The sequence below is a fragment of the Arthrobacter sp. Y3221157 genome (assembly GCF_059089865.1).
The window spans coordinates 1-24,857 of sequence record NZ_JBNHFD010000056.1 but is presented as its reverse complement, the minus strand read 5'-3'; the positions used below and the strand labels follow the sequence as shown (position 1 = coordinate 24,857).

Here is a 24,857-nt window from a genome sequence, read left to right as displayed (position 1 = left end):
CGCCTTCGCCGTTCAATTCCCCAACCGACTCCCGATCTGACCACCCGGCAGACCGGACAACCGACCGGTCCCTTACACAGAAAACTTGACACCCCCAAACGGGCACGCCGGCCGGGTGGGCAGACAAGACAGTAATGGGACTTATTCGAACAGGCTCCTATTAGGTCATGTCCACCTGGCCGCCGCGTCTACTACAGCCATGCCGGCAGCGGACAAATCAAATTCAAGACAAACCACCGAAGTGGCATCAGTCGTACCCAGAGTCACGCCGCCGGCACGAGCCAATTCCATCATTACTGTCGTACCCTCCCACGATGATGTGGGTATGGGAAACGGCGCAGTCATAGCAGCACCGATGGAGGGTGTTATTGCCACCACGGCTGCCATCAACGCGCTGTTCCTTGAGGAGGAAGCCCTTGCGGCTGCTTCGCTGGAGGCTGACGGCGGCAATGGTGTTGATCTTTTGGACCGGCTCTATCGGTTCCGGTTGGAGCGGGTGGGCCTGGAAAAGCGGCTTGAGGCTCAGGTCGCCGCACTCAAGGCTAGGGACGCTGCCCAGTCCCTCGACCTGCAGCTGGCCATGACCTCGCCCGATGCCTCTGCCCACGACCGCACCTACGCGGAAATATCAGCTGTGGAAGAGATTGCCGGGATCCTGACCATCAGCTCCGGCGCGGCCGCCGGGTTCCTGGCCCAGTCCCGGCAGGTGTGCTCGCTGCCAGCCGCCTACAACGCGCTGTCCACCGGATCCTTGTCCTGGCAGCACGCCCGGATCATCGCCGACGAAACGGACAACCTGGACCACGCCACCGCCACGGCACTGGTGGACCACTTCCTGGACCCGTCGGCGCCCAACCCGGCCCGGGGCTGCCCCGCCGGGGACCTCGTCCCCTCGCGGTTCCGGGCCAAAGTCCGCGCCTGGCGCGAACGCCACCACCCCGAATCGATCGAAAAACGCCACGCAAAGTCCGTAGCCGACCGGCGGATCGAAGTCACCCGTGACCGGGATGGCATGGCCTGGTTCTCGGTCTACCTCCCGGCCCACTCGGCGATGGCGGCCTGGAACAAGACCAGAGCTATCGCCCGCGGCCTTCAAGGACCCAACGAAACCCGGACTCTCACCCAGATCACAGCCGATGAGGCTGTCCGGCGCCTCCTCGCCCACACCGAAGGCCCTTCCGCGGGCAGCACCCTTGCAGGCAGAACCCTTGCAGGCAACGGGGATAGGGCAGGCGCTGAAAGACCCGCGAGCAGCTGCGAACCCAGCACCGAGAGCGAACAACCAGCTGTCATCGGGGAACAGATCCCGCATGAATTCATCGGGCTCGCCACACTCATAGGCTCCGACGAGCCAGCGGCAGACCTCCCCATCCCCGCCGCCACTCACTCCGGAACCAACGAGCACATCGCAGGGTTCCCTGACAAAACCAGCCCCGAAGCCGGGAAAGTCCCCACACCCCGCGCCGACGTCCTGGTCACCGTCCCCGTGTTCGCCCTGTTCGGCCAAACGGACGAACCGGCCATCCTCGACGGCTACGGCCCCATACCCGCGTCCATGGCCCGCAAACTCCTCGCCGACGGGTCAGATTCCTTCACCCGCGTCCTCATCGACCCGCGCGACGGCGCCCCGCTGGAAGTCGGCCGCACCAGCTACCGGCTCACGAAAGCAATGCGACAAGCCCTGACCCTCCGGGACGGCAAATGCACCTTCCCCGGCTGCAACAACAACTCCCTGGACAACGAAGCCGACCACCTCACCGCCTGGCAACACGGCGGAACAACCGGCATCAGCAACCTGGCACAACTCTGCCCAAAACATCACCGTCTGAAACACAACAGCGGCTGGACCCCAACGGAAGCCACCAAAAACGAACCGCCCGGCTGGACCTCACCCACCGGCCGCCACTACCCCAGTGAACAACCCGACTGGCAACCACCACGTCTGCCCGCGGGAATGCCTTCCCCGGATGTGGCCGGCCCCGGGCCTTTGCCGTCCGGGACTCCGTTGGCGTCTCCTGCCAGCGTCATCAGTGTGGACTTTCGTCCGGCATTATCCCCGGCGGAGGAGTGCCTCCTGGGGTACCTGCGCAAGACCAGGACATAGCGTGCCTGCGGCGTGTTCCCACCGCAGTGCTAATCAGGTACGTCCGCTACGTGGCCCTGAGTCCTCCCCGGACCTGGCTCGGTCGGGTCCGATGTTTGGCCTCCTGCCCGGCCAATGCATGCAGCCGGGGCACAACGTCCAGAGCCAGCGGACGCCCATGTCCAGGCGCCAGCAGCCGGGGGCCAAGGTTGGCAAGCCGGTCGACCGATTCCATGGCCACCTTCCAGTCCCAGGTGGTGTACCAAGGCGGACCTGCAAGGTCAGGCCTGGCCAGGAGGATGCCCGGGAGCGAGTTCAGGTTTACCGTCACCACCGCATCACCCGATAGCAGAACCCTGTCGCTGGGACGCCAAAACGCTACGTGCCCGGGCGTATGTCCCGGCGTCGGCACGGCGTTCCAGCCCGGCAGCTCGGGCACTTCCCTGCCGGGCGCCAGCGGTTGGACGACGTCGGAAATGTCGCCGCTGGCCTCGATCCGCCGGCGTACCCGGGCAGGCAGCGAGCGCATGATGGGCATAACCACCCACCGGTCCAACGGCATTGAAAAGTCAGCCCGGTATTTTCCCTGGGCCATGGGCAGCTCGGCCGGATGGACGTACACGGGCACTTGCCATAGCCGGGCCAACGTGCCGGCGGCACCGGAGTGGTCGGGGTGGAGGTGCGTCAGCAGGATTGCACGGGGGTTTTCCCCGGGCCCGAGCATTCGCTGGACAGCCGTGTGTACGTGCTCCGCGCTGGCGGCCCAGCCCGTATCGACCAGCACCCGGGCCGATCCGGACCGGACAAAGTAGAGGTTGGACGCGAGTGCTCCCGTACCCGAGGTTATGAGGACAACCCCAGGAGCAATTTCCCGGATTTGGCTGATGCGCTTCATTGCCCTTCCATTTTGATCCAGGACATTGCGCTTTCACATCATCTGGCGGCGAATGAGGCGAATCTTAGCCAGCCCATGCGTAGCCGCTGGAGTTAGTCCTGCCGCTGTTCCTTGCCGGGGCCGCGTCCCTACCGGGTCCGCAACCGCTTGAACGGTGGGCCGGAGGCCGGAACGGCACTCGCCTGCGGCTCAGGGGAGGTGGCTGCAGCATGGCCGATCAAGCCGAGGGACAGCAGCAGGAGGCCAAGTTCGGCCAGGCCAGCTGCGAAATAGACGGCCTGGAGGACGCTGAAAGGGATGAGGACCATCTGGACGAAGATCCAGATCAGGATCGAATAGCCGGCCGTCGCGGCAGCCGTGGCAGCCCAGCGGTGATTCCTTGCAACAAGGGTGAAGGCGGCGAGGTGCGTGCCGCCAACCACCAGTGCCAGTAGCAGACCAGGAAGAAAGTAGCTGTTGAAGGGCGAACCCGCCAGCATGCTCTCGGGCATGACCAGCTGCGCCGGCAGGCCCAGCCGTTCGGGCCCCAGCCAACTGCCGAGCGCCATCACCAGGCCACCGGCCAGTGCCGTCAGGCCAACGAATCCCAGGACGGCCAGAAGCCCTGCCCGCCTCACGGTTCCACTCCGATTGACTCTTGCATGATGCCAGTTTCGCCCCGCCGCCCGATTGGCAGTAGGGGCGAAAGCCCCTCAGCCGTCAGCTCCCGGCAGGCATACCTCCACGATGCCGCCGGTGATACGGGTATCGAAGCGCGGCTGCCGGGAGGTGGCAGGGCCGGCCTGCACCTCGCCCGTACGCAGTGAGAAGGTGCTCCGGTGCCAGGGACACACGACGCATGGATCGCTGCCGCCCTTGGCATCCCCGGCCTTGAGTTTGCCTTCGTGAAGCGGCCCGGACAGGTGGCTGCAGACGTCGGACAGCACGTTGACGCCGTCGCCCTCCCGGTGGACGAGCAGCGGCAGTCCGGCAACCTCGTGCTTGAGCAGCTTTCCCTCAGGCAGGTCCGAGAGCTGTGCCAGGGAATGCCATCCCGACGGGAAGCGGTGCGGTATCTCCTCGCTGTGGTTGACCCCGGCTGCCTGGCGGTAAGTCAGGTGGCCGCCCAGGAAGCCACCGGCACTTACTGTCGCAAGTCCGACGTAGGCGAGCACCTTTCCGCTGGTCTGGCTGCCCCTCGCCCGCTGGACCAGCGACGCAATATAGAAGCCCGTTGCCGTTATGTTGGCGGCGGCGTGCACCAGGCCCACCCTTTGCTGCTGCGGGTGGAGTTGCAGCCAGTCATTGAAACCGGCCAGCGCGGACGGAAGCACACTTGCAGTGCCAACCCCCACCAAAATCCCGGCAGCCTTCCCTGTACCGGGGATTGCGTCCAGGACCCCGGCGGAAACCCAGGCCCCGATCGGGACCTGGACAGCGAGTGGGTGTACCGGATGACCGATGGGAACACCGTGGAGGACGTCCCTCGCCCATCGTGGACGGAGGACCTTCCTGACGACTTTCCGGACGCTCTTGGCCGCGGGGTCAAGCCATTCGGCGTCCTCGAGGCGGGTGACAAGCTCAAGTACAGGCAGCGGCTTCATGGGTCTCCCTTACCCTGTTTCCTGGAATCCAGTCGGTGCCCAGAGCCTAGCGGTTGGCCGCCCCGGGTAACAGGGCCAAGACAAGAGGGCAGGGACGAAAGGGAAGGCAGGAAGCAGCCACATCCGGCGCCGGTACCCGGCTACCGCAGCGGCGACCCCAGCACCGTGAACTGGCTGCCGCCCATCTCGCCGGACAGCAGGGGCATGGCTTCGGCGATCGCGGCCCGCACGCTGTCCAGCTGCAGTGAGGCGCGGTGTGCCTCCGGCGACTCCCACAGTTCGCTCACAAACACCGTGTCAGGGGCGTCGTCGTTCACGCCCACCTCGTACAGCAGGCAACCGGCTTCCTTGAGTCCCGGCATGGGCCTGAGAAGGATGGACACGACGGCGTCCCGTTGGCCGGGCTTGGTTCCGAGGCTTCCCACATTCGCAAAGGTCATGGTGCCCAGTCTGCAGCATGACTATGACCGGACAGGGCTAAACCCGAAACAGAATTTTGCCAACTTCGCGTGATCCAGCTGGCAGATTGGGTATAGAACATAGTGGCTGAAGCAGTGGGCCAACCGGCAGCCCTTGGGAGCACGCGCCATGAAAGCCAACGGGACCTTCCCGCCCGCCATCGAGCTGGGCAGCACGCCTTCCGGCAGGATTTTCCATGCCTTCCACCACCTGCAGTTGGTGCCGACACCGGACCTCCTCCGTTTGAAACGTGCGCTGGAACTGGGCAGCCGCCCATTCGACAGCGCCGAACCGGACAGCAGCCAGCTCGACAGTGGAGAGGCGGGCACCGGTGCATCAGAACCCGGTCCGGCCCGTGACCTTCTCCGGCGCATCGATGCGGAGTTGTCCCGACGTCGGGAGCAGAGCCCGCAGGCGGGCTAAGACCATCCGCTCCGCGGGTTGGGCCGCGGAAAACGGGTGAGGGCAGTCCCTGTGTGCTACAGGGGCCACCGCCGCGGACCGGCGCCTTTGATGCCCGGGCACCGGTCCGCGGCCTAACCATCAGTGAAAGGAGCACTCGCAAATGAGCAATGGCATTCTGCGGCGCACCGGAGCGGACATCACCGAGCCGCTTCGGCGCTTCTTCGAAGGCGACCTGGACACATGGCTTCGGACCGAGGAGTACAGGGAGAACGGCACCCTGGTCATTAAGGCAGAAGTCCCCGGCATCGACCCCGACAAGGACGTGGACATCACCCTGACCGGTGACCAGTTGCGCATCACCGTGCGGCACGAGGAAAAGTCGGAGCACACGGGCAAGGAAGGCTACCGATCGGAATTCCGCTACGGCACGTTCTCGCGGGCAGTTACGCTCCCCGCCGCCGTGGACCAGGGTGACGTCAAAGCCACCTACACAGACGGCATCCTGGAGGTACGGGTTCCCCTGCCGGAACTCCAGGATGCTTCCGCCAGCCGGAAGATACCCATCACCAGGGGCTAGAAGGACGACGGCGGCGCGCGGCCGCCGTCGTTCGCATCCTTCTCCCCGACTGGCTGGCCGGCTGGCTTCCCGGCCGCGCGCGGCTTCCCGGGTCTGACTTCAGTCCGCGGCACCCAACGTTCCGGCATGGACCACTGCGCCGCTGGCCGTGGTGTCGTCGTTCAACATCCAGCCCACGCGCTTGACCGTCCGCAGCATCACCACGCTCTCCACCAGTTCGATGCCCGGTACTTTCTGCTGCAGCGCCAGTTCGGCGGTCATGACGTCGGCCAGCGACTGGAGCCACATAATGATCACGAAGTTGGTGGGCCCGGTGGTGGACGCGCTGAGCCGGACATTGCTGATGGTTCGGAAGGCGGCGGCTGCCTCCTCATGCCTGCCGGCCGGGACGTTGGCGAACCACTGGCACGTCACCGGGAACGATGAGTAGCGCTGCGCCACCTCACAGCGGAACAGCAGGATCCCGCTGGCGAGCACCCGGTTCAGCTGACGTTGCACCGTGGCGGGGTGGCGGCCCAGCTCCCGGGCAATGTCCGCCGCCGTCGCCCTTCCGTCCCGCGCCAGGTGCGGGAGCAGGGCCAGGTGGCTGGCTGGGAGGTCCCCCGCTGCCGCAGCTTGCCGGCCAGGGCCCTCGGCGCCTTGCCCCAGCGTCCGAAGGGTGGCCAGCTGGGTCTTGTCCAGGATGTTCAGCCGCCATTCGTCCGCGCTGGTGTGCAGCCGGGTGCAGAGCGCCGTCTGGTACTTGGTGAGCCCTTCGATGGTCTTCAGCCTGGCGGCGACGTTGGTGCTGAACTCCTCAAGCGACCTGGCGATGACGGTCAGCATCAGGTCCCGGTTGCTGGCCGCCTCCTCCACCGTGACGATCTCCGGAACGGCCGCCAACTGGGCGGTGACGGCGTCCCGCAGGTTCATGTCGCAGTCAACGGCCACAAAAGCCAGGAGCATCTGCTGCGGGTTTCCCGCCAGGTGCGCGGTCACCCACGCCGCGCCGCTTGACCTCAGCCGTTCCCAGCGCGCGGCCAGCGTGGTGGCGTGGACGCCCAGCACTTTGGCGGCATCGGCCCAGCCAAGGCGGGGGTGGACCTGCAGCACTTGTATCAGGGCAAGATCGTCCTCGCTGAGCTCCATGACCATCCTTTCATGCATGAATCCTGCGGCTACGCAGAAGAAGCAACATAATTGTTGCGCTTTCGGTGAATGTGAAGGGCGCCACTCCAGAATAGTCCACAAGCCGGAAGCCCACGCCAAGGAGTACAAGTGCCCATTACCGAAGACGCCCGGGACCTGCAGGAAGACCTGGTCCGCCTCCGCCACGACCTGCACCGGAAGCCGGAGATCGGCCTGCACCTCCCCCGCACCCAGGAGCGCGTCCTCCAGGCGCTGGACGGCCTGCCGTTCGAGATCACGCTGGGCAAGGAGACGACGTCGGTCACTGCCGTCCTGCGCGGCGCCGCCGGTTCACGCATGGACGGCGGGTCCCCGGTGGGCGGCGGTTCCCTAGTGGGCGGCCAGGCGACCGAACGGCCCGCCGTCCTCCTCCGCGCGGACATGGACGGCCTGCCGGTGAAGGAGAAGACCGGGGTGGACTACACGTCCAGGACCGACGGCGCCATGCACGCCTGCGGCCACGACCTGCACACGTCCATGCTCGCCGGAGCGGCCACGCTCCTGGCCGAGAGGCGGCACTTGCTCCAGGGCGACGTCGTCCTGATGTTCCAGCCCGGCGAGGAAGGCTGCGACGGCGCCAGCTACATGATCCGGGAAGGCGTCCTGGACGCCGCCGGTCCCCGCGTCCAGGCGGCCTACGGCATGCATGTCTTTTCCTCCCTGGAGGAACACGGCCAGTTCTGCACGAAGCCGGGCGTCATGCTCAGCGCCTCCGACGGCCTGGAGGTCACGGTCCTCGGCGCCGGCGGCCACGGTTCCGCCCCGCACGCTGCCAAGGACCCGGTGACAGCGGCGGCCGAGATGGTCACCGCGCTTCAGGTGATGGTGACGCGGCAGTTCAACATGTTCGATCCCGTGGTCCTGTCCGTGGGGGTCCTGCAGGCCGGCACCAAACGGAACGTTATTCCGGAGACGGCCCGCATCGAAGCCACCATCCGGACCTTCTCCGAAAGCTCCCGCCTGAAGATGATGGAGGCCGTACCGCGGCTCCTCAAGGGCATTGCAGCAGCCCATGGCCTCGACGTGCACGTGGATTACCAGGAGGAGTATCCCCTGACCATCACGGACGAGGACGAAACGCGCACCGCCGAAAACATCATCGCCGGCCTGTTCGGCGAGCGCAGGCTCTCCCGCTGGGCCACCCCGCTCAGCGGTTCCGAGGATTTTTCCCGGGTGCTGGCAGAAGTGCCCGGCACCTTCGTGGGGCTCAGCGCCGTCGCGCCCGGCGGCGATCCCGCAGCCTCCCCCTTCAACCACTCGCCGTATGCCACGTTCGACGACGGCGTGCTGGCTGACGGGGCAGCGCTCTACGCAGAACTGGCCGTCTCGCGGCTCGCCGCACTATCAGCAGCGCCATAACACCGGCAGCCACCCCGCAACGCCGGCAGCAGCGCCGCGCCGGCAACCCCATTCGCACCGACCACCAGGAAGTCATCATGTCCATTGCAGTAACCAGGCAGCAGACTGGACGCGTGTCCACCGCGAAAACCATCGTCGGAACCGGCATCGGCAACGCCGTCGAGTGGTACGACTGGGCCATCTACGCCACGTTCACGCCCTTCATCGCCAGCCAGCTCTTCAGCAAGGCGGACCCCGCCTCCGCGGTACTGTCCACGCTGGCGATCTTCGCCGTCGGCTTCGTGGCCCGGCCCTTCGGCGGCTTCGTCTTCGGCTGGATCGGCGACAGGGTGGGCCGCAAGGCGTCCATGACGCTCGCCGTCGGGCTGGCCTCCCTGGGCAGCCTGATGATCGGCATCGCGCCCACGTTCGCGGCCGTGGGCGCCTGGGCATCGCTGATGCTGCTGGTGGCCCGGCTCATCCAGGGACTCGCGCACGGCGGCGAACTGCCGTCGTCGCAAACCTATCTTTCGGAAATGGCGCCCAAGGAGCACCGCGGATTTTGGGCCACCCTGATCTACACCTCCGCAACGGTTGGCATCCTTTTCGGCACCCTGCTGGGCGCGGTCCTGAACATGACCTTGACCGCCGAGGCGATGAACGCCTGGGGCTGGCGGATCCCGTTCCTGCTGGGCGCCGCGATGGGCCTCTACGCCCTGGTCATGCGGGCCCGGCTGCACGAGACCGAGGCCTTCGAGGGTGAATCCACGGCCGTGAAGCGGGCGCCAATCTGGCCGCAAATCGTCCGGCACCGGAAGCAGGCCCTGCAGGTGATCGGGCTGACGGTCGGCCTGACGGTGATCTACTACATCTGGGGCGTGGTGGCACCGAGCTACGCCACCACCGCACTCAAGATCGACCGCGGCGAAGCGCTCTGGGCCGGTGTTGTTGCGAACATCGTGTTCATTGCCGCGCTGCCGGTGTGGGGCAAGCTGTCCGACCGGATCGGACGCAAGAAGGTGCTGTGGTCCGGTGCCATCGGTTCCGCCGTGATGCACTTCCCCATGACCTGGCTGCTGAAGGATTCCGCCTGGCAGCTGGCCGTGGGCATGTCCGTGATGCTGGTCTTCATCGCCGCGAGCGCCGCCATTGTGCCGGCCGTCTACGCCGAGCTGTTTCCGACGTCCATCCGGACCGTAGGCGTCGGAGTTCCGTACTCCATCTGCGTGGCCGCGTTCGGCGGGACCGCACCATACCTGCAGCAGTGGCTGGGCTCGTCGCTGGGCGCACCGCAGGTGTTCAACATCTACGCGGTGCTGCTCCTGGTCATCAGCGCGGCGTTCGTCTTCACCATCCCGGAGACGAAAGGTAAGGACCTGACGCACTAGCCGCTTCAGGTGGCTCCTCCAGGCGGATCCGCCAGGCCCCGGCGCATGGTGCACCGGGGCCCGGCTGTGTTTCCGGGGCTGCTCAGCCGAAGTTCCTGATGGTGATGCCGGAGAAGGTTGCCGGGCCGCCGTCGGTGTAGAACGAGACCCCGGTGTCACCCGCCGCGAAGTGCACCTGCTGGGACAGCACCGTGTGCCCGGCGTTCACGAACACCTCCACGCTCTGTTTGTCCACGAAGATGCGCAGGTGGACCGAGCGGGCGGCCGCGTCGATCGGTGCCGCTGCACGTGTGAACGGCACGAGTGAAAAGCCCGCCAGGTCCGACGGCCCACGGTCGACATAGAGCTCCGCCCCGTACTTGCCAATGTTGGTGTGGCGTCTGCCGTCCGCGGACCGGCCCACGGAGACGCCCACGTTGGCGGCGGCGGCCCAGGAGATATCGAGTTCCAGTTCGTACGCCTGGCCGCTCCACGGCAGGACGGCGCTGCCGTTGACAATGCGGTCCGGAAGCACGGTAGTGGAGCTGGGACGGGACTGCTGAGCAGGCTGTACCAGCCCCCGGCCTGGCGGGCGAGACGCAGCTCGCGCACCACCGAGTTCTGGCCGTTGTACCCGTCGCTGACGTCCGTGGGAACGTCACGGGCGGCGTACTTCCAGTTGTTCATCCAGCCGATCGCGTACCGCCGCGTGTCGGGCGCCTCCGCTGCCGGCCAGGTCCCGGCGCCGTACCAGTCCCAGCCCCAGTCGAGCCACTGCGGATCCAGGTTGTCTGCGAGGAACTGCCCGCCATCCCAGGTTCCCGTCCAGTAGGCGTAGGTCATGGGCAGGCCGATGCTGTAGGCATCCATGCTGGCGCCCAGCACCCAATGCCGCGTGCCGTCGTCGGCCGTCATCTCGAAAAGGTCCGGGCATTCAATCCCGCCGAGGGCATGGTTGGGGTAGTCGAAGTTGCGTTTCAGCTGCCAGTCGCGCAGGTTCTGCGAGGTATAGAACGCGGCGTACCGGGCCCGCCCGATCACGCACACCCATTCGCTGCGCGCCGCATCCCAATGGATCTTCGGATCCCGGAACCACTCCGCGTTCTCGATCTCGGCCTGCGTGGTGGCGGCCCGGCCGTCCGTATTCACGATCACGGGGTGGGGCAGCGCCCTAAAGGTGTAGCCGCCGTCGGTGGACCAGTAGAGGTATTGCTCCTGGTACTTGCGGATCCCGCCCGTGGGCTGCGTGGCGAGGACGACGATGGCACCTGCCCCGAAACCGGCAGTGTTTGCCGTGTCCACCACCGCCGATCCCGACCAGACAGGAAAGTCCGGCTGCAGCGGGATGGCAACCCCGTGATGGTCGAAAACCACGCAGTCCGTGGTGGTGGCGTAGTCCCACCCGCCTGGGCCGTTGTTCTGCGCGGAGTGCAGGTAGTAGAGGTGGTACGCGCCGTTGACGAACACCGGACGTTGCGGGTCGCACAGCCAGCCCGCCGGCGGCGTCATGTGGTACACCGCGCGTAAAGACTCCTTGGTCTTGGCCGCTGCCGGGATGGCGTTGCTCATGAACAGAGCCAGCGCTCCTGCGCCTGTGCCCTGCAGGACGTTACGCCGGGACAGATGGGGCGTCATGGTAGTTCCTCTCGAAGGTGGGCTGCATCAGGGCGTGCGACAGCCACTGGCACACGCGGCGATAACGACGGCGGCGCAGCAGTTCGCAGGCACAGGCGCCTGCGTGGAGCGGGTTGCGTCGCGGCCCGGATGAAGGGACGGCCCGCCGGCGTTACGTGGCGCCGGACGGACCTTGGAACGGTTACTGCTGTAGGAGTGGAACCTTCATTGGTTCGGCGGCTGACCTCGTCGTCGGAAATCGCTTGGCCCCAAAACTAGGGATGCAAACAGTGTTTGGTCAAGCGTTTTATCGCGCGTAGCCAACGCCGAAAATACTTTAGCTAAAACGCTTGATCAAACCCGTCGCGATCATCTACCTTGAGGTGATCAAACGCTTTAGCAGAACGGAACATCAACGCCGATGAGTTATCCAGTCTTCTTCCAGCCCGCCTACGGATGGGTGGGAGACCTCATCCCCTTCCAGAAGGACGGGGAGTTCTGGCTCTTCTATCTTCACGAGGTCCGCTCCGACCCCAAGCCGGGTACGTCGTGGAACCTGGTTACCACCAAGGACCTCATTCAGTTCCAGGACCAGGGGGTGTCACTGCCCCACGGAACTGCGACCGATCCCGACTTCAACGCCTACACCGGCAGCGTTGTATTGGACGAGTCCGGCGTCCACCACCTCTTCTACACCGGACAGAACCCGAAGAACCTTGGCAGGGACGGGCTCCCGCTGCAGCTGGTCATGCACGCCACCAGCACCGATGGAATGCGCACCTGGGTGAAGCACCCCGAGCTGACGTTCGGCGCACCTGCCGGCTACGAATCCGGGGACTGGCGGGACCCTTTCGTGTTCCACGACCCGTCCTCGGGCCAGTGGCGCATGCTCCTGGCAGCCCGGCACGCCGAAGGACCCGAACGCCGCCGCGGGGTCATCGCCCAGTGCGTGTCCAGCGACCTGGTGAGCTGGCATTATGCGGAACCCTTCTGGGACCCCCGCCGGTACATCACCCACGAGTGCCCGGACGTCTTTGCCTGGGGCGACTGGTGGTACATGGTCTACTCCGAGTTCTCCGAAAATTTCACCACCCGGTACCGCATGGCCAGGAGCCCTGACGGCCCGTGGCTGGTTCCGGACCAGGACAGCATCGACGGCCGGGCGTTCTACGCATCCAAGACCGCCGAGCGGGACGGGCGGCGGTTCTTCTTTGGCTGGATCGCCAGCAAGGAAGGAAATTCCGACGGCGGTCCCTGGCAGTGGGCGGGCACCATGTCCGTCCTGGAGGCCCGGCAGAACCCTGACGGAACCCTGGCGTTCGGCTTTGCCGACGAACTGGTGGATAGCTTCTGGGACGAAGTTGCCGTGACCCTCGACGGCGGCCTGCCCGCCAGGCTGGACGTTCCGGACGGCTACGCCGCCATTGTCTCCGGGGAGGATCTGCCCTCCCAGTTCTATGCGAAGGCAGTCCTGGAGATCGGCCCGGGCACCACAGAGTGCGGATTGCTGCTGCGGTCCAGCACCGACGGCGACAGCTCCTACATCCTCCGGCTCGAACCCAAGCGCGCGCGCCTGGTCTTCGACCGGTGGCCGCGGGCCGTCACAGGTGAGGCCCAATGGCATGTCTCCGGGGACGTGCCGTTCGAAATCGAACTCGAACGCCCGTGCAGCCTTCCCCCCGGGGAGCACACGCTGGAAGTCATTGTCGACGGCGACCTGTGCGTCGCCGTCGTGGACAGGCAGGTGGCTCTCAGCACCAGGATCTACGACCTGCCGGCGGGCCGGATCGGCGTCTTCGCCGGCGAAGGATCCGCCACCGTCACGCACCTCGAAGTACGCAAGCGCACCGACAACTGAATACCCTCCTCCGTTCACACCAAGGGAAAGACCGCAATGAAGAATCTTATTCGCGCCGCCGCCGTCGCAGCCGCCACCGCCCTGGCACTGACAGCCTGTGGAGGCGGAAGTTCCACCGATCCCTCCAATGTCAGCCCCACCAGGGAAATCAAGCCCCGGGAAATCTCGTGGCTGCTCTCGCGGCCCGCTGACGGCGCCGTCATCAACATCATGAAGAAGCTCGCCGACGACTATGCCAAGGACCACCCCGGCTTCGAGCTGAACCTGATCACCACACCGGACAGGCCCTCCTACATCCAGAAGCTGGAAACCCTGGCCGCGGCAAACAAACTCCCCGAACTGTTCGACACCGATGCCACACCCTTCGCCCAACAGCTGGCCAAGCAGGGCAAGATGGTGGACGCCGAGAAGCTGCTGAAGACCCTGGACGTTTACGACGATTACCGTCCCGGCGCCCTGGACTACCAGCGCTTCGACGACGGCTCCCTGTACATGATCCCGTTTCAGTTCGAGCTGGAATTCATGTGGTACAACAAGGCACTGCTGGAGAAGGCAGGCGTGTCGGTGCCGAAGTCGCTGGACGATATTCCCGCCATGTGCACCGCCCTGCGCAACGCCGGCATCACCCCGATCGCCGTCGACGGCCAGGACCAGTGGCCGCTGGAACGCTACATCGCCTACCAGCCGTTCCGGGAAGCCGGACCGGACTTCGTGCAAAAGCTGAAGAAGGGCGAAGCCAAGTTCTCGGACCCCGCCGGCCAGAAGACGGTCAACTGGATGGCTGAACTGGGCAAGGCAAAGTGCTTCCAGGAGGGCTTCTCCGCCCAAGGCTACTCGGACGCGCAGAACCAGTTCACCTCCGGCCAGGCGGCGATGTACAACATCGGCACCTGGGAGCTGCCCAGCCTGGCCACGGACAAGCTGGACCCCGCGGTTCGGGACGACATCGACTTCTTCACCCTCCCCACCACCGCCGGATCCGTCACGGCAGCCAATGAGTACGTTTCACCCTCCGGCATCGGCATGGCGGTGAACTCGAAGACCTACGATCCCCTGGTGAGCGACTTCCTGAAGTTCGCCCTGGAGAAGTACCCGGCCGAATACGCCGCAACCGGCGCACTCTCGCCCACCACCGACGTCGAAACCGCCGTCCCGGCCAACGGAACGCCGCTGTACCGGAAGGCACTGGACCAGGCGAAGGACCTCGGTTCCAAGCAGGCCATGCCCTGGGACACGCAGCTGGACCCCACCACCAACGGCCGGCTGCAGCAGGAGCTTGTCCTGCTGGTCCAGGGCAACATCACGCCTGAGCAGTTCACCAGCACGATGGATAACACCATCGCGCAGAACGCCCCGAAGTTCTTCAAGTAAGCAACCACTGCGGCGGGGGACTCCGGTCCCCCGCCCGAAAGGCCCGCCATGCAATCCAACCGGATGCTTCCCAACCGGTCCAGGACGTCGGTCCTGGTCTTCCTGCTCCCGCCGCTGCTGCTCTACGGCGCAGCAGTGCTCTTCCCCATCCTCCAGTCGCTGTTCCTGAGCTTCTTCTCCTGGAACGGCATCAGCGACATGGAGTTTGTGGGACTCGCCAACTACGTCCGCATGTTCGCAGCCGATGACATTTTCTGGCGGGCCTTCCTGAACGCCCTGGTCTACCTGGCCATCTGCCTGGTCCTGCAGCTCGGCGGCGCCCTGGTGGTCGCCAGCCTGCTCACGTCCCTCCGCCGCGGACGGGAACTGATCAAAACCCTCTACCTGCTGCCGGCCGTGATCTCCACCGTCGCCATCGCCTTCCTCTTCGTCCGGATCTACTCCATCGACCCCGTCGGCCTGCTCAACCAGCTGCTGCACTGGATTGGGCTCGGCAGCCTGGAGCGGCCCTGGCTCTCGGACGTCACCACGGTCCTCGCCGCCGTCTCGGCGCCGGAAGGCTGGCGCTTCACCGGCCTTTACATGCTCATCATCTACGCGGCCCTGCTCGCCGTGCCGAAGGAGCTTGAAGAAGCTGCCGTGCTGGACGGGGCATCACGGTGGACGCTGTTCACCAAGATCCGCTTCCCCTACATCCGCCCGGTGTGGATCACCACCACCATCATGGCCACTACCTACGGCCTGCGTGGCTTCGACATCCCCTACCTGATGACCAACGGCGGGCCGGGGCAGTCGTCCGAACTGCTCACCACCTACATGTACAAGACGGCGTTCACCAGCACCGACTTCGGCTACGCCAGCACCATCTCGGTGTTCATCGTCATCGAGTGCCTCGTTGCCGTCGGCCTCATCCTGTTCCTGCTCAAGCGGAAGGCAGACTCATGATCACCCAGGCAGCCCCAGCCAGCCCGCCCGCCGTGGTGCCGCCGCATCCGGCAGCCCGCCGCCGCCGTCGCAGGCCTGACCTGTTCCGGACGCTCTCACGCGTCCTGATCATGCTCATTGTGATCGTCCAGGTGTATCCGCTGGCCTGGCTGTTCCTCACCAGCCTGCGCACGGAGCAGGACTTTGCCAGCGGGGATCCATTCGCCCTGCCCAGCTCGTTGACCTGGGAGAACTATGCCCGTGCCTTCGAAACTGGAGACCTGGGCCGGAACATCATGAACAGCTTCATCGTCACCATGGGCGCCAACATCCTCATTGTCCTGCTGGGCATGATGGCCGCGTATGCCATCCAGGTGCTCGGGTTCCGGCTCAGTAAGCTGGTCCGGGGGCTGTTCCTGATCGGCATCATCGTCCCTGTCCAGATCGCCCTGGTGCCCCTGTTCATCGACTACTCGGCGGTGAACCTGCTGGACACCTACCAGTCGATGATCATTCCCCTGGCCGGGTTCTCCCTGCCGATGTCCGTCTACTTGTTCTCCTCGTTCTACGAATACATCCCCAAGGAAACGTACGAGGCCGCCTCCCTGGACGGCGCGGGACCCTACCGGATCTTCGGCCTGATCACCCTGCCGCTGTCGCTCAACACGGTGGTGACCGTGGTGCTGGTCAACAGCATCTTCATCTGGAACGACTTCATCTTCGCCAACACCTTCGTGCTGTCCGAGGACCTGAAGACCATCCCGCTGGGACTGCAGAACTACATCGGCGCAATGGGAAAGGTGGACTGGACGGCCACATTCGCCGCCGTATGCGTCACCATCACCCCGCTGCTGCTGGTCTTCCTGGTCCTCAACAAGGCCATGATCCAGGGACTTGAGAGCGGGGCGACCAAGGGATGACCGCCGCAGCAGCCGGATATACTCCTGACGGAGGGCAGATGAATTCAAGGGAGAACAAGCCGGGAGAACCCGCGCCTGCGGCCAGCTCCCCGCACCGGCCCGAACGCGCCCACCCTGTCACGCTCCGCGACGTCGCCGAGGCGGCAGGGGTCTCCACTGCCACGGTGTCGCTGGTGGTCAACAAGAAAAAAGACGCCCGCATTGCCGAAGAAACCCGCCAGCGCGTCAAGGATGCCATCCGCGCGCTGGGCTACCGGCCCAACGCGATGGCCAAGACCCTGGTCAGCGGCACCTCCCGGTTCATCGGACTGGTGGCCGACGGCGTTGCCACCACTCCCTTCGCCGGCCAGATCATCCACGGCGCCCAGGACGAGGCATGGAAGCACGGCTACGCCCTCCTGATTGCGAACACCGAGGGCAACCGGGAGCTTGAACAGGACGCGATCAGCATGATGCTCGAGTACAAAGTGCGCGGCATCCTCTATTCCACCTGGTTCCACCGCGAAACTGACATTCCGGCTTCGCTGCGGGAAGCGGACTTTGTCCTGGTGAACTGCTTCGCCACCGAGCCGGGGGCACGGGCCGTGGTGCCGGACGAGGTGCAGGGCGGAAAGTCGGCCACCGAGATCCTGCTGCGGCACGGGCACCGCCGCATTGCGTTCATCAACGCCACCATTCCCGCCCCTGCCAAGGACGGACGGCTCCTGGGGTACAGGCAGGCGCTCGAGGAAGCCGGCATTGCCTTCGACCCCGGCCTGGTCATGGAAGCCTATCCGGACCAGGAAGGCGGCTACGGCGCAACCGGTGCACTGCTCAAACGCGGCGCCACCGCCGTCTACTGCTACAACGACCGGATGGCCATGGGCCTCTACGACGGGCTGCGTGAGCACGGTTTGTCCATCCCGGAGGACATCGCCGTGGTCGGCTTCGACAACCAGGAAGTCATCGCCGCGCACCTGCGGCCGCCGCTCTCCACCGTGGCATTGCCCCACTACGAGCTGGGCGCCGCAGGGGTGCGCATATTGCTCGGGCTGGAGGAGACGGCAGGAGCGGAGGCGGCGAGAATCCACTGCCCCACGGTGGAACGGACATCGGTCCAAGTCACAGCCTCCGCATAAGCCGGTCACGCCTGATGCCTGGGGCGTGGTGCTCCGGACGGCGGCAGGCCGCCGTCGTCATACTTCCTGCTTGGGGGTTCAGCGCGCTCCCTCATCATGGTCAAATGGGAGGGTTGTACGGCCGCCCGAGTCCGACCACGGCCTCGGCCACATGGAAGGAAACACATGACCGATCACCAGGACCACCCCCCGATCCCCACCCCGGGAAGTGCCCAGGGCCTGGACCGCAAGGTTGAGGGCGGGTGCCCGGTCGCACATGACAGCGTGACCTCGCATGGCAGTGAGAGCGAGAATCCGGCGATCGACTCGCCGCAGCCCAAAGGACACCGTCCCCGCACCGTTGCGGACTGGTGGCCGAACCAGCTCGATCTCTCCGTGCTCCACGCCCACAACCCGGCGGGCAACCCGCTCGGCCCCTCGTTCAGCTACCGCGAAGAATTCCAGAAGCTGGATGTGGAGGCGCTCAAGCAGGACATCACCCAGGTCCTGACCACGTCCCAGGACTGGTGGCCCGCAGACTTCGGCCACTACGGCGGCCTCATGATCCGGCTGAGCTGGCACGCCGCCGGCACCTACCGCGTCCACGACGGCCGCGGCGGCGCGGGCGACGGCAGCCAGCGGTTCGCCCCGCTTAACAGCTGGCCGGACAACGCCAACCTGGACAAGGCCCGGCGCCTGCTGTGGCCGGTCAAGCAGAAGTACGGCCAGAAGCTCTCGTGGGCGGACCTGCTGGTGCTGGCGGGCAACGTGGCCCTCGAATCGATGGGCTTCAAGACGTTCGGCTTCGCCTTCGGCCGCGAGGACGTGTGGGAGCCCGAGGAGATCTTCTGGGGTCCCGAAGACACGTGGCTCGGCGACGAACGCTACATCGGCGAAGGCCAGATGGCGGAAGAAGTGGGCTCCACCGAGATGGGCCTGATCTACGTGAACCCCGAGGGGCCCATGGGCAACCCGGATCCCAAACTCGCGGCCACGTTCATCCGTGAAACCTTCAAACGGATGGCGATGAACGACGAAGAGACCTTCGCGCTGATTGCCGGCGGCCACACGTTCGGCAAGACGCACGGTGCCGGTGACGCCGACGCCCATGTCGGTCCCGAGCCCGAGGGCGCAGACCTCGAGACGCAAGGCCTGGGCTGGCTAAGCACGTACGGCATCGGCAAGGGGGCTGACACGATCACCTCCGGCCTGGAAGTCACGTGGACCGACCGGCCCACCCAATGGAGCAACCGCTTCCTCGAGATCCTGTTCGAATACGAGTGGGAGCTGGTCAAGAGCCCAGCCGGCGCCCACCAGTGGGTTGCCAAGGATGCTCCGGAGATCATCCCGGACGCATACGACCCGGAAAAGAAGCACCGGCCCACGATGCTCACCACCGACCTGTCGCTGCGCTTCGACCCGATCTATGCCGAAATCGGGCAGCGGTTCCTGAAGAACCCGGAGGAGTTCCAGCTCGCCTTCGCCAAGGCCTGGTACAAACTGCTGCACCGCGACATGGGTCCGGTGGGCCCGCACATGCTGGGGCCGTGGGTTCCGGAGGCCCAGCTGTGGCAGGATCCGGTTCCGGCCGTGGACCACGAGCTGATCGGCCAGCAGGACATCGACTCGCTCAAGGCGCAGCTCCTGGACTCGGGGCTGTCCGTCGCGCAGCTGGTCCGCACTGCCTGGGCGTCGGCATCCACCTACCGCAAGACGGACAGGCGCGGCGGGGCCAACGGCGCGCGGATCCGGCTGGAGCCCCAGCGCGGCTGGGAGGTGAACGAGCCCGACCAGCTCGCCACTGCCCTGCAGGCGATCGAGAGGGTCCAGCAGCAGTTCAACTCCGGCCAGGCCGGAGGCAAGAAGGTCTCGCTGGCCGACCTGATCGTCCTCGGCGGGTGCGCCGCGGTGGAGAAGGCCGCCAGCGACGCCGGGTTCCCCGTCACCGTGCCGTTCCACCCCGGCCGCACGGACGCCTCCCAGGACCAGACCGACGTCGATTCCTTCCAGTACCTGCAGCCGCGGGCTGACGGATTCCGCAACTACGTCCGGCCCGGCGAGAAGCTCCAGCCGGAGACCCTCCTGCTGGACAAGGCGTACCTGCTGGGCCTCTCCGCACCGGAGATGACGGCGCTCGTGGGCGGCATGCGCGCCCTCGGCGCCAACCTCGGCGATTCCCTGCACGGCGTGCTCACCACCCGGCCGCAGGTCCTGACCAACGACTTCTTCGTCAACCTGCTCTCCCCCGGCACCAAGTGGAAGGCGTCGGAGGCAGAGGAAAACGTCTACGAGATCAGTGACGTCACCACCGGCGAAGTGAAGTGGACCGCCACGCCGGTGGACCTGGTGTTCGGCTCCAACTCGCAGCTGCGGGCACTGTCCGAGGTGTACGCGAGCGAGGACGGCAAGGAGAAGTTCGTCAACGACTTCGTGGCCGCATGGACAAAGGTCATGGACGCTGACCGCTTCGACCTGCGGTAAAGGATCACCTCAAGGGCCGGCTGCTTTGCAGCCGGCCCTTTCTCTTGCCCTGCCCCTTGACGCGCGTCGCCCTCCTTCCCTACACTTTTCATAAAGCAGAATCTAAATTCCACAAAGCGGAAACGGTTGGAATGCCGAGTCGCAAGGGAAGATGGATCAAAGCCCTCCCCGGAAGGACCTACGATGACGTACACAGTGAACTGCTCCATCCTGCTGACGGAGCTGCCCCTGCTCGAGCGGCCGGCCGCAGCCAAGGCAGCAGGCTTCGACGCGGTCGAGTTCTGGTGGCCGTTCGAATCCTCCGTTCCCGCGGATTCAGAGATCACCAGGTTCGAGAACGCCATCAAGGACGCCGGGGTGCAGCTCACCGGCCTGAACTTCAACGCGGGCAACATGCCCGGCGGCGACCGCGGCCTGGTCTCCTGGACGGGCCGCGAGTCCGAGTTCCAGGACAACATCGAGGTCGTGGCCGGCATCGGCGAGCGCCTGGGCTGCAAGGCCTTCAACGCCCTCTACGGCAACCGGCAGGAGGACGCCACCGCCGAAGAGCAGGACGAGCTGGCCGCCAGGAACCTGGCCGCAGCAGCCGAAGGCGTGGCCCGCATCGGCGGCACGGTCCTCCTCGAACCCGTCAGCGGTGCACCGAAGTACCCTCTGCTCACCGCTGAGGACGCACTCCGGGTCATCGCCCGCGTCAAGGCTGAATCCGGTGCCACCAACATCAAGTTCCTCGCCGACTTCTACCACCTCGCAGTCAACGGCGACGACGTCGAATCCGTCATCGAAAACCACGCCAAGGACTTCGGCCACATCCAGATCGCCGACAATCCCGGCCGCGGTGCACCAGGCACCGGAACCCTCCCGCTGGGCGAATGGATCGCCCGCAGCCGTGAACTCGGCTACGAGGGCTACATCGGCCTCGAGTACAAGGAACCGCAGGAAACCGCCTTCAGCTGGGCCATCCGCCAGCGCGTTTCCCAGTAATCTCCGCCAGCACCACCACAAGACTTTAGAAAGAGAACCATCATGAGCAACGTTGCAGTCATCGGACTCGGAATCATGGGCCTGCCCATGGCCATCAACCTGGTCAAGGCCGGCCACACCGTCACCGGCTTCAACCGCAGCCAGGACAAGATCGACAAGCTCGTCTCTGAAGGCGGCAAGGGCGCCACCAGCATCGCGGACGCCGTCAAGGACGCCGACGTCGTCATCACCATGGTCCCGGACTCCCCTGACGTCGAAGGCGTCGTCACCGGCAAGGACGGCGTCTTCGCCAATGCCAAACAGGGCACCTTGTGGATTGACGCCTCCAGCATCCGCCCCGACGTCGCCAAGCGCCTCTCCGACGAAGCCCGCGAAGCCGGCATCCGCCCCCTCGACGCCCCGGTCTCCGGCGGCGAACAGGGCGCCATCGACGCCGCCCTCTCCATCATGGTCGGCGGCGACAAGGCAGACTTCGACGCCGCCTCGGACGTCCTGAACGCCGTCGGCAAAACCATCGTCCACGTCGGCCCCTCCGGCTCCGGCCAGACCGTCAAGGCAGCCAACCAGCTCATCGTCGCCGTCAACATCGAAGTCCTCGGCGAAGCCATCGCCTTCCTCGAGGCCTACGGCGTGGACACCGACGCCGCCCTCAAGGTCCTCGGCGGCGGCCTGGCCGGCTCCAAGGTCCTGGACCAGAAGGGCCAGAAGATGCTCGACCGCAACTTCGACCCCGGCTTCCGCCTCGCCCTGCACCACAAGGACCTCGGCATCGTCACCTCCGCCGCCCGCGAAGCCAACGTCGCCGTCCCCCTCGGCGCCGTCGTCGCCCAGCTCGTCGCCGCCACCGTCAACCAGGGCGACGGCGCACTGGACCACTCCGGACTCTTCAAGCAGGTCCTCCAGCTCAGCGGCAGGAAATAGGACAGGCCGCAACAAAACCAGCCCCTCCGAAACGGGGCACATCGGTACAGACACGCCGGCCGCCGTCGTCCATTACGACGGCGGCCACCCCCAAAGTGCCCCACGACGGTTCGTGGGGGTACTTCAGCACACCCTCCCCACCCGCTCCCTAACCTCGCAAGCTCGGTCAGGGAACCCTGCGGGCGTGGGCCCACAGACTTCCCAAGCTTTCAAGGAGCACCCCCATGAGCAAGATGCGTACCGTTGATGCAGCGGTTGCCATCCTGGAAAAGGAAGGCGCCATCGAGGCGTTCGGCCTGCCAGGCGCCGCCATCAACCCTTTCTATTCCGCAATGCGCGCCCACGGCGGCATCCGCCACACCCTGGCCCGCCACGTTGAAGGCGCCAGCCACATGGCCGACGGCTTCAGCCGCGCCAAGGACGGCAATATCGGCATCTGCATCGGCACGTCCGGCCCCGCCGGCACGGACATGATCACCGGCCTCTACGCCGCCTGGGCCGATTCCATCCCCATGCTCTGCATCACCGGCCAGGCGCCGGTGGCCAAGCTGCATAAGGAAGACTTCCAGGCCGTGGACATCGAGTCCATCGCCAAGCCCGTCACCAAGATGGCCATGACCATCCTGGAGCCCGGCCAGGTTCCCGGCGCCTTCCAGAAGGCCTTCCAGCTGATGCGCTCCGGCCGCCCCGGCCCCGTCCTGCTGGACCTGCCCATCGACGTGCAGCTGGCCGAGATCGAATTCGACATCGACACCTACGAGCCCCTGCCCGTTGAGAAGCCCAAGGCCTCCCGCAAGCAGCTGGAAAAAGCACTGGACATGCTCACCGCGGCCAAGCACCCGCTGATCGTGGCCGGCGGCGGCATCATCAACGCCGGTGCTTCCGCGCAGCTGGTGGAACTGGCCGAGATCCTCAACGTTCCGGTGATCCCCACCCTGATGGGCTGGGGCGCCATCCCGGACGACCACCAGCTGATGGCCGGCATGGTGGGCCTGCAGACCTCGCACCGCTACGGCAACGAGAACTACCTGCAGAGCGACTTCGTGATCGGCATCGGCAACCGCTGGGCCAACCGCCACACCGGCGGCCTGGAGACCTACACCGCGGGCCGGAAGTTCGTTCACATCGACATCGAGCCCACGCAGATCGGCCGCGTGTTCTCCCCCGACCTGGGCATCGCGTCCGACGCCGGTGCGGCGCTGGCCGGGCTGGTTGAGCTCGCCAAGGAGCGCAAGGCGGCAGGGTCCCTGCCGGACTACAGCGCGTGGGTGGCCGAGTGCCAGGACCGCAAGGCCTCCCTGCACCGCAAAACCCACTTCGAGAACATCCCCATCAAGCCGCAGCGCGTGTATGAGGAGATGAACAAGTCCTTCGGCCGCGACACCATCTACGTGTCCACCATCGGCCTGTCCCAGATCGCCGGGGCGCAGATGCTGCACGTGTTCGGTCCGCGCAAGTGGATCAACGCCGGCCAGGCAGGCCCGCTGGGCTGGACCGCCCCGGCCGCGCTCGGCGTCGTCCGCGGCAAGCCGGACGAGACCGTGGTGGCGCTTTCCGGCGACTACGACTTCCAGTTCATGATCGAGGAACTGGCCGTGGGCGCGCAGTTCAACCTCCCGTACGTCCACGTGGTGGTGAACAACTCCTACCTGGGCCTGATCCGGCAGTCGCAGCGCGGCTTCAACATGGAGCAGAACGTGTCCCTGGCGTTCGACAACATCAACTCCCCGGAGACCAACGGCTACGGCGTGGACCACCTGAAGGTGGCCGAGGGCCTGGGCTGCAAGGCCGTGCGCGTGGAGGACCCCAACGACCTCGCCGCCGCCTTCGACAAGGCCAAGGCCCTGATGGGCGAGTTCCAGGTTCCCGTGGTGGTGGAAGTGATCCTGGAAAAGGTCACCAACATCTCCATGGGCGTGGAAATCAATGCCGTGAACGAGTTCGAGGAACTGGCAGAGTCCGCCGCGGACGCCCCCACTGCCATCCTGGCGCTGCAGGCTTGAACCATGCGGATCGTCATTGCCCCGGACAAGTTCAAGGGATCCCTCTCCGCCCCGGAAGTCTGCGCGCACCTGGAGAAGGGCCTGCAGCGCGGGGCGGGCGGCAACCTTGAGGTGGTCCGGATTCCGGTGGCCGACGGCGGCGAGGGAACCCTCGATGCCGCCGTTGGCTCCGGTTTCACCCGCCGCACCGCCACGGTGGCCGGCCCCCTCGGCCAGCCGGTGGAAGCGGACTTCGCGGTCCGGAACCACGAGGCCGTCATTGAGATGGCCACCGCCTCCGGGCTGGCCCTGGTCCCCCAGGTGGCACGCGGCGGCCGGCCGGACTCCGCCTCAGCCCTTGCGGCCACCAGCCTGGGCACCGGCCAGCTGATCGGCGCCGCCCTGGATGCGGGCTGCCGCCGCATGGTGTTGGGGGTGGGCGGCAGCGCCAACACCGACGGCGGTGCGGGGCTCCTGCAGGGGCTCGGGGCCAGGTTCCTGGACAGCAGGAACAACGAGCTGCCGCCGGGCGGTGCTGCGCTGGCAAACCTGCATAGCATCGACTTCACCGACTTTGAGCCCCGGCTGGTGGACACACGCTTTGTGCTGGCATCCGACGTCGACAATCCCCTGCTGGGCGCGTCCGGCGCCGCGGCGATTTTCGGGCCGCAGAAGGGTGCCACGCAGCAAGACGTCGACGTGCTCGACGCCGCCCTGGCCAGGTTTGTCGAAGTCCTGGCCAGGGAAATCGGATTCCGTGCCGTCAAGGCCGCCGAAGCCCCCGGCGCGGGGGCGGCCGGCGGGGTGGGCTACGCCGCCATCGCCGCCCTG

20 protein-coding genes and 1 pseudogene are annotated in these 24,857 nt (G+C 66.1%); 15 read left to right on the top strand and 6 right to left on the bottom strand.

The window, feature by feature from the left end; all coding sequences use genetic code 11:
- Nucleotides 1–325 precede the first annotated feature (325 nt).
- Complete coding sequence (locus AC5RTT_RS13905) at nucleotides 326–2,104, top strand: HNH endonuclease signature motif containing protein (RefSeq protein WP_494145685.1); 1,779 nt, start codon at nucleotides 326–328, stop codon at nucleotides 2,102–2,104.
- A 46-nt stretch (nucleotides 2,105–2,150) separates the two neighbouring features.
- Here AC5RTT_RS13905 and AC5RTT_RS13900 read toward each other — a convergent pair whose 3' ends face one another.
- The 4 genes from AC5RTT_RS13900 to AC5RTT_RS13885 form a co-directional block, all read right to left on the bottom strand.
- On the bottom strand, nucleotides 2,151–2,978 hold the full coding sequence (locus tag AC5RTT_RS13900; RefSeq protein WP_494145684.1) for an MBL fold metallo-hydrolase: 828 nt from the start codon (nucleotides 2,976–2,978) through the stop codon (nucleotides 2,151–2,153).
- Between the two features lie 128 nt (nucleotides 2,979–3,106).
- On the bottom strand, nucleotides 3,107–3,595 hold the full coding sequence (locus AC5RTT_RS13895; protein WP_494145683.1) for a hypothetical protein: 489 nt from the start codon (nucleotides 3,593–3,595) through the stop codon (nucleotides 3,107–3,109).
- A gap of 75 nt (nucleotides 3,596–3,670) precedes the next feature.
- Complete coding sequence (locus AC5RTT_RS13890) at nucleotides 3,671–4,561, bottom strand: Rieske (2Fe-2S) protein (protein ID WP_494145682.1); 891 nt, start codon at nucleotides 4,559–4,561, stop codon at nucleotides 3,671–3,673.
- 140 nt (nucleotides 4,562–4,701) lie between these two features.
- Complete coding sequence (locus tag AC5RTT_RS13885; protein WP_494053249.1) at nucleotides 4,702–5,001, bottom strand: putative quinol monooxygenase; 300 nt, start codon at nucleotides 4,999–5,001, stop codon at nucleotides 4,702–4,704.
- A 148-nt stretch (nucleotides 5,002–5,149) separates the two neighbouring features.
- On the opposite strand from AC5RTT_RS13885, the gene AC5RTT_RS13880 reads away from it, so the two are divergent.
- Nucleotides 5,150–5,443 carry a hypothetical protein gene (locus AC5RTT_RS13880; RefSeq protein ID WP_494145681.1) on the top strand — a complete coding sequence of 98 codons (294 nt, stop codon included), beginning with the start codon at nucleotides 5,150–5,152 and terminating at the stop codon, nucleotides 5,441–5,443.
- Nucleotides 5,444–5,585: 142 nt separating this feature from the next.
- Nucleotides 5,586–6,002 (top strand): Hsp20/alpha crystallin family protein, encoded by a 417-nt coding sequence (locus AC5RTT_RS13875; RefSeq protein WP_494145680.1) that lies wholly within the window; start codon nucleotides 5,586–5,588, stop codon nucleotides 6,000–6,002.
- Nucleotides 6,003–6,101: 99 nt separating this feature from the next.
- Here AC5RTT_RS13875 and AC5RTT_RS13870 read toward each other — a convergent pair whose 3' ends face one another.
- Nucleotides 6,102–7,136, bottom strand: a complete 1,035-nt coding sequence (locus AC5RTT_RS13870) for an Lrp/AsnC family transcriptional regulator (RefSeq protein ID WP_494145687.1) — start codon at nucleotides 7,134–7,136, stop codon at nucleotides 6,102–6,104.
- A 123-nt stretch (nucleotides 7,137–7,259) separates the two neighbouring features.
- On the opposite strand from AC5RTT_RS13870, the gene AC5RTT_RS13865 reads away from it, so the two are divergent.
- Together AC5RTT_RS13865 and AC5RTT_RS13860 are read left to right on the top strand one after the other, a co-directional pair.
- Entirely contained in the window at nucleotides 7,260–8,528 is a 1,269-nt protein-coding gene (locus AC5RTT_RS13865; protein WP_494145679.1) for a M20 metallopeptidase family protein, read from the top strand.
- Between the two features lie 77 nt (nucleotides 8,529–8,605).
- A complete protein-coding gene (locus AC5RTT_RS13860) occupies nucleotides 8,606–9,895 on the top strand; it encodes an MFS transporter (protein ID WP_494145678.1) in 1,290 nt (429 codons plus the stop codon).
- An 82-nt stretch (nucleotides 9,896–9,977) separates the two neighbouring features.
- Here the strand turns inward: AC5RTT_RS13860 and AC5RTT_RS13855 are convergent.
- Nucleotides 9,978–11,509, bottom strand: a pseudogene (locus tag AC5RTT_RS13855) (glycoside hydrolase family 32 protein).
- 400 nt (nucleotides 11,510–11,909) lie between these two features.
- Here AC5RTT_RS13855 and AC5RTT_RS13850 point away from each other — a divergent pair.
- The 10 genes from AC5RTT_RS13850 to AC5RTT_RS13805 form a co-directional block, all read left to right on the top strand.
- A complete protein-coding gene (locus AC5RTT_RS13850; RefSeq protein WP_494145677.1) occupies nucleotides 11,910–13,346 on the top strand; it encodes a glycoside hydrolase in 1,437 nt (478 codons plus the stop codon).
- Nucleotides 13,347–13,382: 36 nt separating this feature from the next.
- On the top strand, nucleotides 13,383–14,717 hold the full coding sequence (locus AC5RTT_RS13845) for an ABC transporter substrate-binding protein (RefSeq protein WP_494145676.1): 1,335 nt from the start codon (nucleotides 13,383–13,385) through the stop codon (nucleotides 14,715–14,717).
- Nucleotides 14,718–14,780: 63 nt separating this feature from the next.
- Nucleotides 14,781–15,662: a carbohydrate ABC transporter permease gene (locus AC5RTT_RS13840; protein ID WP_494145686.1), complete on the top strand. Its 882-nt coding sequence runs from the start codon at nucleotides 14,781–14,783 to the stop codon at nucleotides 15,660–15,662.
- Nucleotides 15,659–16,561 (top strand): carbohydrate ABC transporter permease, encoded by a 903-nt coding sequence (locus tag AC5RTT_RS13835; protein WP_494145675.1) that lies wholly within the window; start codon nucleotides 15,659–15,661, stop codon nucleotides 16,559–16,561. Before AC5RTT_RS13840 ends, AC5RTT_RS13835 begins: the two co-directional genes overlap by 4 nt.
- Nucleotides 16,562–16,599: 38 nt before the next feature.
- Nucleotides 16,600–17,679, top strand: coding sequence for a LacI family DNA-binding transcriptional regulator (locus AC5RTT_RS13830; protein WP_494145674.1), 1,080 nt, complete (start codon nucleotides 16,600–16,602; stop codon nucleotides 17,677–17,679).
- 165 nt (nucleotides 17,680–17,844) lie between these two features.
- Nucleotides 17,845–20,139: a catalase/peroxidase HPI gene (gene katG, locus AC5RTT_RS13825; protein ID WP_494145673.1), complete on the top strand. Its 2,295-nt coding sequence runs from the start codon at nucleotides 17,845–17,847 to the stop codon at nucleotides 20,137–20,139.
- Nucleotides 20,140–20,322: 183 nt separating this feature from the next.
- On the top strand, nucleotides 20,323–21,123 hold the full coding sequence (locus AC5RTT_RS13820; RefSeq protein WP_494145672.1) for a hydroxypyruvate isomerase family protein: 801 nt from the start codon (nucleotides 20,323–20,325) through the stop codon (nucleotides 21,121–21,123).
- 42 nt (nucleotides 21,124–21,165) lie between these two features.
- Entirely contained in the window at nucleotides 21,166–22,044 is an 879-nt protein-coding gene (locus AC5RTT_RS13815; RefSeq protein ID WP_494145671.1) for a 2-hydroxy-3-oxopropionate reductase, read from the top strand.
- Between the two features lie 224 nt (nucleotides 22,045–22,268).
- Complete coding sequence (gcl, locus tag AC5RTT_RS13810; protein WP_494145670.1) at nucleotides 22,269–24,047, top strand: glyoxylate carboligase; 1,779 nt, start codon at nucleotides 22,269–22,271, stop codon at nucleotides 24,045–24,047.
- A gap of 3 nt (nucleotides 24,048–24,050) precedes the next feature.
- Nucleotides 24,051–24,857, top strand: an 807-nt coding sequence (locus AC5RTT_RS13805) for a glycerate kinase (RefSeq protein ID WP_494145669.1), incomplete at its 3' end; no start/stop codon positions are given.

Coding starts and splice junctions, on each gene's coding strand:
- AC5RTT_RS13905 (WP_494145685.1), top strand. CDS start 326: ATGGGAAACGGCGCAGTCATAGCAGCACCGATGGAGGGTGTTATTGCC.
- AC5RTT_RS13820 (WP_494145672.1), top strand. CDS start 20,323: ATGACGTACACAGTGAACTGCTCCATCCTGCTGACGGAGCTGCCCCTG.
- AC5RTT_RS13830 (WP_494145674.1), top strand. CDS start 16,600: ATGAATTCAAGGGAGAACAAGCCGGGAGAACCCGCGCCTGCGGCCAGC.
- AC5RTT_RS13870 (WP_494145687.1), bottom strand. CDS start 7,136: ATGGTCATGGAGCTCAGCGAGGACGATCTTGCCCTGATACAAGTGCTG.
- AC5RTT_RS13815 (WP_494145671.1), top strand. CDS start 21,166: ATGAGCAACGTTGCAGTCATCGGACTCGGAATCATGGGCCTGCCCATG.
- AC5RTT_RS13890 (WP_494145682.1), bottom strand. CDS start 4,561: ATGAAGCCGCTGCCTGTACTTGAGCTTGTCACCCGCCTCGAGGACGCC.
- AC5RTT_RS13880 (WP_494145681.1), top strand. CDS start 5,150: ATGAAAGCCAACGGGACCTTCCCGCCCGCCATCGAGCTGGGCAGCACG.
- katG (WP_494145673.1), top strand. CDS start 17,845: ATGACCGATCACCAGGACCACCCCCCGATCCCCACCCCGGGAAGTGCC.
- gcl (WP_494145670.1), top strand. CDS start 22,269: ATGAGCAAGATGCGTACCGTTGATGCAGCGGTTGCCATCCTGGAAAAG.
- AC5RTT_RS13900 (WP_494145684.1), bottom strand. CDS start 2,978: ATGAAGCGCATCAGCCAAATCCGGGAAATTGCTCCTGGGGTTGTCCTC.
- AC5RTT_RS13840 (WP_494145686.1), top strand. CDS start 14,781: ATGCTTCCCAACCGGTCCAGGACGTCGGTCCTGGTCTTCCTGCTCCCG.
- AC5RTT_RS13885 (WP_494053249.1), bottom strand. CDS start 5,001: ATGACCTTTGCGAATGTGGGAAGCCTCGGAACCAAGCCCGGCCAACGG.
- AC5RTT_RS13850 (WP_494145677.1), top strand. CDS start 11,910: ATGAGTTATCCAGTCTTCTTCCAGCCCGCCTACGGATGGGTGGGAGAC.
- AC5RTT_RS13860 (WP_494145678.1), top strand. CDS start 8,606: ATGTCCATTGCAGTAACCAGGCAGCAGACTGGACGCGTGTCCACCGCG.
- AC5RTT_RS13875 (WP_494145680.1), top strand. CDS start 5,586: ATGAGCAATGGCATTCTGCGGCGCACCGGAGCGGACATCACCGAGCCG.
- AC5RTT_RS13845 (WP_494145676.1), top strand. CDS start 13,383: ATGAAGAATCTTATTCGCGCCGCCGCCGTCGCAGCCGCCACCGCCCTG.
- AC5RTT_RS13835 (WP_494145675.1), top strand. CDS start 15,659: ATGATCACCCAGGCAGCCCCAGCCAGCCCGCCCGCCGTGGTGCCGCCG.